The following is a 10,020-nucleotide window of genomic DNA, read 5'->3' as shown; positions in this document are numbered from 1 at the left end:
TAGATTTGAGTGAAATGTTAATGAGAAAAATCGGATTTAAGAGCGTTCTATCAAAGAAAGTCCGTCGTGCAGCTGAAACAGGCAAACCATTTGTACGGCTACGCGATCTTATTTAGTAAAGTAAAATACTTAACAAGCGCATTAAACCTGACATTTCAAATTGTCCAATTTTTTGCAAAGAACAAGACGCAAAAAACGTCCAACATGTTCCGCAGCTTATGCGGGCGTTAGTGCTAAATAAGGTTCACATGCAATTTAAATTTATCAAAGCAACAGCCCAAGATTGGGACTATTTGTTTGACCTGAGAAAAATGACAATGGTTGAGCACCTTGAAAAGTCTGGGCAATTCCTTTCTGAAGAGGAACACCAGTTTAGATTAAAAAACGCCTACGAATACTCGCACTTAATTATTTACGACAAGAGCGTTGTTGGTACATTACAGTTCCGCGAATTTGAAGATAAGGTAGAAATTATGCAGCTTCAAATTCACCCTAATAACCAAGGAAAAGGTTTAGGTAGTCTAGTGTTAAAGCAAGTTTTAGAAACTTCAAAACCCAAGTATCTTGAACTAACAGTTTTAAAAGAAAATCGGGCGCTTAATTTATACAAAAGGCTCGACTTTAAAATTTTTGACGAAGACCAATTTGAATATTTTATGTGTACAGAGCACTAACAAGTCGCTGTAGTATTAATAGAGTGTGACACTGGAATGACTATGCTTAATCACTGCTACCTTCAACAGATAGATCAGCAGCGGAGCTCTGCCCCAAACCCCTTATCGATGAGAATAACTTTAGGTAGCGGCGGATCGCGGTTAGAATACTCACCCTGTTTTTCTTGGTTACTTTTTCGGAAACCAGTTTATCAAGACACCCACTGTTAAATTTTGCTACCTAAAGAACAAATTAGGTGCGATTTCAGACCGTCAAAATGCGGTTGAGCTCGCGAAATTGAGCTGGGTAGCCAGATTTTTATTCGAGCTTTCCCCACCCCATGAGCACAAATCAAGTTGACTAAACAGCTAAGTTTCGCTTGAATTAGAACCCAACAAATAATTAACATTTAGAACAACGCTAAGCTGACTTAGACTTAGAAACGCAAAAGGACATGAATGCATTACACTTTTCGAACGTTTATGCTGGATGTTCAAAACCGCACTCTGCACTACAATAGTGAACGCATTAACTGTGATGAACGCGTTATCCTACTTATTAGTCTCTTGATTGAAGCCTATCCGGAACACTGTGACCAAGCATTTTTACTCGAAAAAATTTGGCCTAATACTGTCGTGAGTAGCTGGTCGGTAGCTAGGTTAATTTCAGATACCCGCAAATTGTTCACTTCAGCAGGATTGGATATTCCGATAATCCAAACACTACACGGCAGAGGTTACCGCTTATCCCACGATATTGCCGCCATACTCAGTTCACAGAACGATGAAGTACAACCCGCAGCGCCGCAGAATACCGACACCCCGACAGTCAATCTAGACTCCAGTAAAACACAGCAATCTGATAGTAATCAGCAGCAAAGCCCAAATCAAACCCAGCCAAGCTACAAACGAGTTAACTTGCGTTATCTGTGGCTATTTATCGCGTCCGTTGCGATAACGCTTGCAGTGGCTAGCCACCAGCAAACTCAGCGTGCCAATCCCTTAGTGTTAGCAGAACCCAATAATGTCAAAGCAAGGATCCTTTGGGTGGATGACCATCCTGAGAATAATCAAACTGAACGGCAATACCTCGAAGAACGACAGATTGGGGTGTACACCACACAAACAACCCAAGATGCCCTCACGCTACTAGGTCTCTATCGCTACGATGCCATTATTACCGATATGGGACGGGAAGCCGATCCTTTGGCGGGCCTAAAAATGATACGGATGATCAGGGAACTTGGCATACCAACCCCCATTTACTTATATACCATTATGCCCTCAGAGGCGTTAAGGCAAAAAGCCCGCGAACATGGCGCCAATGACATTGCCGTCGAAGCAGAAGATTTATACCAACACTTGACCCCGCTTATTGATTCCTTTGATTTAGAGTCGTCCCCACACTAGCCCTGCACTCAGCAGATTAGTCATCATCTAAAGCTATCAAGTAACTAATTGATAAGTTTAGCATTCAAATTTAATCAATAGATTTCAAAGACAGATTTAAGATAGCCGTTATATACCTTTTCTATCGATAACTGTTCTATGCCTTCGGTATATCGATTGCTCAGCATAAACCGCAGTAAAGCAATGAAAGCGCCTGTGGATTTAGCTCCGTAACTCAATACGTCTACCTAAGTTTCATAAAAGGAATTGATATAATGAAGCCGACCTACCTCCTTGCTATTCCGCTACTCGCAGGACTAATACTGACTGCCTGTGGTGGTGACGACAATGACGATGATGAAGTCACACCGACACCGCCCCCGACTCCGCAGCTTGCTATAAAAGGCAATGTGAAAGGGCTTTCTGACACAGTTAAGCTCGAATTACAAAAAAATGGTCAAGCAGTAGAAACACTGTCGATTCAAAGTGATGGCACAGATAAAGCCTTTACATTTTCCACCATGCAAGACGAAGGCATTAGCTTTGCGATTACTGTTAACACTCAACCTGCGGCACAAACTTGCAGCGTAACTAATGGCAGTGGCACTTTAAATGCGACAACAGCGGTCGCCACTTTAGTCACCTGCGAAGATAATCCCAATGCTGAGCTAACCGGAATACTGAGGGACAGCCCAGTCGCGGGCATTAACTACCAAACCGAAACCAAAGAAGCAGGAATCACGAGTGATATCGGTGAATATCAATACCTTAAAGGTGAGCATGTCACCTTCTCCGTTGGCGCGATTATGTTCCCAGCAACGGCAGCGGCCAACTTGATCACGCCCACCGAAATTGCCGCAGGTAACCAAGTCACCAAAGTTAATATCCTGCAGCTATTACAAACCTTAGATAAGGATTGTGATGTTGAAAATGGGATTCAAGTGAGGGCTACAAGCCACGAACTGTTAGCCGATACCGTGCTCGATATCACCAGTGCTGATTTCGATGCCAACATCAATGCAGCCTTTACGACCAAGAACTCAGGCTTGACGTTAATCAGCGAGACTCAAGCCTTAACACACTTTGACAGTTCAAATCGTAACTTACTTTTAGGCAGCTGGTTATTCACCGAAGGTGAAGGGCAACGGACAGTGCTGACATTTAAAGACCATTCTAGCTACATCATGATCCACGAGCATGAAAGTGACGGTGGTCAAAGCGCTGCATCGGTGGAATATGGTCATTACACTTGGGATTCACAAACAGGCAGCTTTAGTGTCAGCATAATTGCACAATCCGATGGTTCAGGAGGGTTTTATGACGAAGGAAGCACAGTCAATAACGCGACCGTGAATTTAGATAAACTGACGGTGAGTTTTATCGACAATACTGCAGGAGACATTACACTCAAACGTATCGAAGATAAAAACGATCCGCTGATTGGTACTTGGCACGTACTTGATACTGAAGCTGATAATGACAGCTTTGTCACTTTCCTGCCCAATCAAAACTATGTGATTGCCCATACAGCGAATACAGATAGCTACGAAGGTAAATCACCGCAGCCACAGTCTGGTGAGTTTGGTCGTTATATCAAAGATGCTAGCGGCTATAAATTTACTGCCACAGTCGAATCAGATGGCCCAAATGGACTCTATGATGCTGATTCATCGGATAACTACCTATTTTCATCAATCAAGATCACTGCTTGGGGAGAAATGATCGCAGTTGAAAATGGTGCTGATGGCGGCACTTTTTCACTCGATTATATTGGTGGCTTTGTCTCAGAACTTGTGGATAAACCAAGCTCGGCTGCAGGAACAAGCCTAGGTAGAATTACCTCAGTGCGAGATACTTCAGGCTTTATCAGTGCTGACATAGTCAATAAACCGCTGCAATTTGACTTGGAATACACGAGCGACACAGAGAACCGCTGTATAACGAGTTTCGGTAATAATCGTTGCGGCGCGCGTTACACTATGTTGGTGCAAAATCTTGCAGAGAATGATATTGGCGACACCATAGGTGATGTGAACTTAACTGAAGTGACTAGCAATACTCAAATCAACACCAATTTTTCAGTAACAACCGCAGGTACAGCAACCTTTAGTTACAGCAACACCCAAACTATGACCATTAGTCCTTTGCTCGGCAAATCCTGTCAAGGGAATCAAAGGGCATTAGTCAGCATCACTGACACCGCCAATAACCTCTCCCTTTGGCAAGTAGAGCTAACACCAATTCAACCTTAACGAAATAGATCTTCCACTTTGTCGGACTGTGCAAGTGCAAGCAGTCCGACGCTTTTTTTAGCTTTATCTCACCTGTTGTTTAATCGCTTACTTTCGCAAAAACGGGCAATCGCGATACGGGAGCGCCTTGGTTCACTATCCAAAGCGCCTTTATCCTTAGCGCCTTAGCATTCAGCTTGATAATTTGGGGCAAATGACATAGCCAAACATGGTAATGGTTAAGCCCCAAACCCCTTCTCGATGAGAATAACTTTAGGTAGCGGCGGATCGCGGTTAGAATACTCACCCTGTTTTTCTTGGTTACTTTTTCGGAAACAATAATGTCCCATTCAGCGCTTAATTCTTTTGATGATTTTTACCAGCTTTTGGCTGACAGCTTGGCGAAGAATAGTCTGATCAAACTATTGTTGAGTAAGTACCGAGGGGCAGATAAAAGCCTGCAGCGCATTACGATTCGGCCGATTAGTTTGCAAAATGAGCCTATGCTGTCGTTTGTGTATCAACACCAGACGAATCACATCACTAAAAACCTGAGTTATGACGAAGGCTTAGCCAGCATAAAACTGTTACTCGGTAGCGATTTTAAGAGTGCCCACTTAGCTACGGCAGAGGAAGAAGTTCAGCTTGAGATCAGCAAAAAAGGCAAAGTCCAAATCAGCACACATAACGTTAAACAAACCGTCGCTGCGCCGTTAGAACATGACCGTGAGAAAAAGCGTTTTGTGGATATTGAACGGCCTTTCCTGACCAAGCTAGGTGTGACGGACAGCCAACATAATCTTATCCCTGCGATGTCGCGTAAATGGAAGCAAATCAATAAATTTATTGAGGTTTTCAGTCAAGCGCTCGAAGCGTCGCCCCACAAGAATGACCAACCGATCAATGTGGTCGATTTTGGTTCAGGCAAAGGCTATCTCACCTTTGCAATCCATGATTACCTGCGTCACAGCCTACACAATGATGCGCAGGTGACTGGGGTGGAATTACGCCAAGCCTTGGCGGATTTATGTAATGAAACGGCGGCAACGCTGGATCATCAAGGCTTGTCGTTTGTCTGCGGCGATGTGAGAACCCATGCGCCTAAGCAAACCGATGTGATGATCGCCCTGCACGCCTGCGATATCGCCACTGACTATGCGATTCATTATGGTATCCGCGCCAATGCCGACATCATCATGTGCTCGCCTTGCTGCCATAAACAAATTCGACCGCAGATGCACAGCCCAGAATTGTTTAAACCTATGCTGCAATATGGAGTGCACATGGGCCAACAGGCTGAAATGGTGACGGATTCACTACGCGCGCTATTTTTGGAAGCCAACGGTTATGCCACTAAGGTGTTTGAATTTATCAGCCTAGAACATACCAATAAAAATAAGATGATTTTGGCCGTCAAAAAGCCACAACATAATCAGAAAGACAGCGCCGCAATCCTCGCGCAAATTGCTGACATTAAAGCCTATTACGGGATCAAGGAACATTGCTTAGAAACCTTGCTCGCGCAAAACCAAGCCGATTAACGGCCGGCGGTTTACTGGCAAAGCATTAAAACTTTGCGCTCATGACAACCCCGTTGAAATTGAGGCAATCTTTAATTCTTTGCAGCTGAACCGCGCTAAGGGTGTCGATATCGTGAAAGGCAAACTCTGAGTGTTCGTGGCTTAATTGGATCGGCAGTGGCTTGTTTTCTGCACCATCTTTTGCCACCTCAGGCCCATCAGGCAACTCAGACAACACCAGTTCACAACGAAAGATAAAGGCTTGGGATTGATAGGCACTGTGATAATACACGCCGCTCAAATAGTTAACCTGCACACTTAAGCCTAATTCCTCTTGGCATTCGCGCACCAAGGCTTCGTGAATCGTTTCACCGGGCTCGAGTGCGCCACCGGGCAAACCCCAAGCAAAGTTACCGTAATTGGCCTTAAGCAACAGCACTTTCCCCTGCGCATTAGTGATAACCGCGTGGCTGCTCAGTCTAAAGGTATCGTTAAAGGCCACTCAGTTATCCTTGCATTTATGTTCGGTACGTATTTGAGATATTAAACAAAATCACTTCGCCGCAAAGGTATTACAACTGGCGAGATTACCCGAATCAAACCCCGTCTTAAACCATTTAACCCGCTGTGCCGAACTACCGTGGGTAAAAGCATCGGGCTGTACGGCACGACCCGCCATCTGTTGCAAGCGATCGTCACCCACAGCACTGGCGGCGGCAATGCCTTCCGCTAAATCGCCCGCTTCAAGTAAGTTAAGTTGTTGATTGGCATAATGCCCCCAAATCCCCGCGTAACAATCTGCCTGTAATTCAAGTGCAACACTCAATTGATTCGCCTGCACTTTACTGCCAGATTGCTGCGCTTGGCGCACCTTAGTACTAGTGCCCAGCAGGTTTTGCACATGGTGGCCTACCTCGTGGGCAATCACATAGGCAAAGGCAAAATCGCCGGGCGCGCCTAAGGTTTTAAGCTCATCAAGAAAGCTAAGGTCGATATACACTTTGCTATCGGCGGGGCAATAGAAAGGCCCAGACTGCGCCTGTCCCATACCGCAGCCAGTGGAGGTCATATTGCGATAAAGCACTAACTTAGGCTCTCGATATTGCCCCTTGAGTAACTGGCCCCAAACGGTTTCTGTGGTACCTAAAATGGCCGCCACAAACTGGGCATTTTCATCCTGTACCGCTGTTGTTGAGCTAGATTGGGATTGGCTAAGATTAGTTTGAGTGCTGGGGTCGAGTGACAGGCCACCAGTAAAATACTGAAAAGCAATATAAATGCCGCCAATGAGCAACACCACGCGGCCAAGTTTAGTTCTCAGCAAAAAGGGCAAGAACCTGAGTAACAAGGCACTCGGCACACCCGCAGATGCCATTTGCTGGCCGCGTCTGTCTTCGATATTGGAGCTTCTGTCAGTGTCACGCCAGCGCATCGCATTCCTTCACTCAGTAGTTAAAACTTTCGTTAAACCGTTCGTTACATCGCTATTTGAGCCGCTTAGATGCACAGCTCTATTTCGTATTTGCACTCTAGCGCCTAGTGGTTAAGAGTCTAGTGATTAAGTGTCTAGTGGTTATTTCGCTTGTGTATCGCTTGTGGGCGCATCTTTCAGTGAGCGTAAAAACAATCCTAAACCACCAAAAGCCAAAACGAGGATCACGATAAGTTCAAAGGCCGACATAGATTTAAAGTGGAATTGAATCGAGCTAATAACCCCCACAATCAAGGCCGTTAGCGAACCTAAACTCAGCAGCCAAGCTAACTTACTCTTAGCGTCAAAAAACACCATCACAATGCCGATAATAAACGGTAGCATCACCATGCCTGTGGTAATCGACATGCCTTGCCCAAAGGCATTCACTCGATATAAACCATAGCCCAGCCCAAAGCTAGAGCTCACTTGTATTGCATTGAACAATAAATAAAATCCGCCACACATCATGGCCAGACCCATAAAAAATTGTCCCGTCCCGCCCTGTGTTCCGCCCGCACCTTTCATAGATATCCTTTCTAAATTAACGATTTTTGAGTGGCTTGTTCTATGGCCGTTTTCAGCCGTTGTTTTTCTTCCGCTGCTTTTGCCTTTTGGGACTCGTCGAGATTTTTATCCGCCTCGGCGACACAGCGCTGTTTATCTCGCATGGGCTCATAGGGATCGACATCAGTTCTGGCAGAACACGCTAATTCGGCGCAGCCAGACGTCGACAAAGTAGAGCACAAGACCAGCATAATCAACGGGGTTTTCATCATCAAGTACGCCTCAGTGGATCACAAAAATAACACATTTTATCCACCAGCAAGGAGCATATTGCCAATCCCACGCGCAGGCTCAGTAATCTCAAGCTTATTCGCGCCCTATGTTGACATAAATTACGCTAAGGCCAACACTCAATGGTGAATTTTTATACCCATATACGACGCACTACCGTGGCTTAAATAAGGCTCTGCAATCTATGTGCAGACGCTAAAGTTAACATAAGGAATGCCCTTGAATACTCTATTGATTGGGAAAGGTGATCAACAGGTTCACTTAAATCTTAAGTATGCTAATCGTCATGGATTAATTGCCGGCGCTACAGGGACAGGCAAAACCGTGTCGCTGATGAGCCTAGCCGAAGGTTTTTCGCGCCAAGGCGTGCCGGTTTTCATCACGGATGTTAAAGGTGATATCTCAGGCCTGGCGATGGCGGGCACCCCAAGTGAAAAGCTATTACAAAGGGCGGCGCAAATTGGCATAGAGGATTATCACAACGAAGCCAACCCGGTGGTGTTATGGGATTTAGCGGGCGTTCAAGGCCATCCACTGCGTACCACCATCAGCGAAATGGGCCCAACCTTACTCAGCCGAATTTTAGAATTAAATGACACCCAAAGCGGTATCTTAGACATAGTGTTTCAACTGGCAGACGACCAAGGGTTATTGTTGCTCGACTTAGATGATCTGCGGGCCATGCTGGCTTTGGTTGCCGAGGAACGCAAAGAAGTCTCCGCCAAATATGGTTTGATCAGCGCCCAATCCCTCGCGGCGATTCAGCGCTCAGTGCTAGGACTTGAGCGCGATGGCGGCAAAGACTTTTTTGGCGAACCCGCGTTACAGCTTGAAGATTTAATGCGCACTAATTTGCAAGGGAGCGGCATCATCAATTTGTTAGCGGCGAATAAGCTGATTTTAACACCCCGTTTATACTCGAGTTTTTTACTCTGGCTACTGTCAGAATTATTTGAGAATTTGCCCGAAGTCGGCGATCCCGAAAAACCTAAACTCGTGTTCTTTATTGATGAAGCCCATTTACTCTTTGAAGGTTGCCCGCCGAGTTTATTAAAACGCGTCGAACAGATCATGCGCCTTATTCGCTCAAAAGGCGTAGGCGTTTATTTTTGCTCGCAATTTCCTGATGATGTGCCGGGCGAAATTCTCGGGCAATTAGGCAATCGCATTCAACATGCCCTGCGAGCTTACACGCCAAGAGATCAAAAGGCGGTCAAAACCGCCGCCGAAACCTTTGTGCCTAACCCCAAACTGGTAGTCAGTGAGGTTATTTCCCAGCTCGGCGTGGGCGAGGCCTTAGTGTCTATGTTGGCCGACAAGGGCGTGCCGACTATGGTCGAGCGCGCACTCATCGCACCGCCGCGTTGTCGCATGGGACCCGCCACGAGTGAGGAATTATACCAAGTCCGCGCCCAAAGCCCGATTGGTGGCAAATACGATCATTCCATCAACCGTGAATCGGCCTACGAACTGCTTAACCAAAGACGTACCGGCGTTGCCACCAGCAACCCCACATCCACAGCAAGTAATACAGCAAATGATGGCCAAACGGGTCAAAAAGCCGAAGAACAAGGTTGGTTCAGTGAACTTATTTTTGGTAATAAACGCCGCCAAGGTTTAGCGGAGACCTTGTCCAAGCAAGCAGCACGCACTGTCGGCAGCCAATTAGGTAAACAAATTTTGCGCGGCATATTAGGCGGGATGTTAGGTAAATCGAGCCGACGCTAGGCATATAGTGCTAAGTGAAGCTTTAGTTCGAGCCCACTAATTCGATCGCACAAAATGACAAACTCGAATGAAAATAGGAGTACAGTGTTATAGATCGCATATTTCTTATACAGGTTAACGCTAGCATTAGCGTTAATTATTCTAAGTGATAGATGGATCATGGTACGGAATTCGGTGATAAGATTATTTTGCTGTAATCGCTCATTGAGGCAAATAAATTCACAGATAAT

9 protein-coding genes are annotated in these 10,020 nt (G+C 45.6%); 5 read left to right on the top strand and 4 right to left on the bottom strand.

Features of this window, described 5'->3' with window-relative positions:
* Nucleotides 1-248: 248 nt before the first annotated feature.
* From Q4Q46_RS20025 to Q4Q46_RS20010, 4 genes are all read left to right on the top strand, one after another.
* Complete coding sequence (locus tag Q4Q46_RS20025; protein ID WP_311898497.1) at nt 249-674, top strand: GNAT family N-acetyltransferase; 426 nt, start codon at nt 249-251, stop codon at nt 672-674.
* A gap of 438 nt (nt 675-1,112) precedes the next feature.
* Complete coding sequence (locus tag Q4Q46_RS20020; protein ID WP_311906879.1) at nt 1,113-2,063, top strand: response regulator; 951 nt, start codon at nt 1,113-1,115, stop codon at nt 2,061-2,063.
* Nucleotides 2,064-2,317: 254 nt separating this feature from the next.
* Nucleotides 2,318-4,294 carry a hypothetical protein gene (locus Q4Q46_RS20015; RefSeq protein ID WP_311906877.1) on the top strand — a complete coding sequence of 659 codons (1,977 nt, stop codon included), beginning with the start codon at nt 2,318-2,320 and terminating at the stop codon, nt 4,292-4,294.
* A gap of 320 nt (nt 4,295-4,614) precedes the next feature.
* Nucleotides 4,615-5,814 (top strand): class I SAM-dependent methyltransferase, encoded by a 1,200-nt coding sequence (locus tag Q4Q46_RS20010; RefSeq protein ID WP_259482857.1) that lies wholly within the window; start codon nt 4,615-4,617, stop codon nt 5,812-5,814.
* Nucleotides 5,815-5,839: 25 nt separating this feature from the next.
* Here the strand turns inward: Q4Q46_RS20010 and Q4Q46_RS20005 are convergent, their stop codons facing one another.
* From Q4Q46_RS20005 to Q4Q46_RS19990, 4 genes are all read right to left on the bottom strand, one after another.
* Nucleotides 5,840-6,295 (bottom strand): NUDIX hydrolase, encoded by a 456-nt coding sequence (locus Q4Q46_RS20005; RefSeq protein ID WP_311906876.1) that lies wholly within the window; start codon nt 6,293-6,295, stop codon nt 5,840-5,842.
* A 51-nt stretch (nt 6,296-6,346) separates the two neighbouring features.
* The gene (ypfJ, locus tag Q4Q46_RS20000) at nt 6,347-7,225 is read right to left on the bottom strand and encodes a KPN_02809 family neutral zinc metallopeptidase (protein ID WP_311891023.1); all 879 of its coding nucleotides are present in this window, start codon (nt 7,223-7,225) and stop codon (nt 6,347-6,349) included.
* Between the two features lie 141 nt (nt 7,226-7,366).
* Nucleotides 7,367-7,792 (bottom strand): hypothetical protein, encoded by a 426-nt coding sequence (locus Q4Q46_RS19995; protein ID WP_006084327.1) that lies wholly within the window; start codon nt 7,790-7,792, stop codon nt 7,367-7,369.
* A gap of 11 nt (nt 7,793-7,803) precedes the next feature.
* Entirely contained in the window at nt 7,804-8,043 is a 240-nt protein-coding gene (locus Q4Q46_RS19990) for a hypothetical protein (RefSeq protein ID WP_311891024.1), read from the bottom strand.
* Nucleotides 8,044-8,281: 238 nt separating this feature from the next.
* Here Q4Q46_RS19990 and Q4Q46_RS19985 point away from each other — a divergent pair, with 238 nt between their 5' ends.
* Entirely contained in the window at nt 8,282-9,790 is a 1,509-nt protein-coding gene (locus Q4Q46_RS19985) for a helicase HerA-like domain-containing protein (RefSeq protein ID WP_311891025.1), read from the top strand.
* The last annotated feature ends 230 nt before the right edge of the window (nt 9,791-10,020 follow it).

This window comes from Shewanella vaxholmensis, assembly GCF_031932135.1.
In the GTDB taxonomy this organism is placed as follows: domain Bacteria; phylum Pseudomonadota; class Gammaproteobacteria; order Enterobacterales; family Shewanellaceae; genus Shewanella; species Shewanella hafniensis.
The sequence above is the reverse complement of the archived record's forward strand: the minus strand, read 5'-3'. Positions and strand labels throughout refer to the sequence as shown.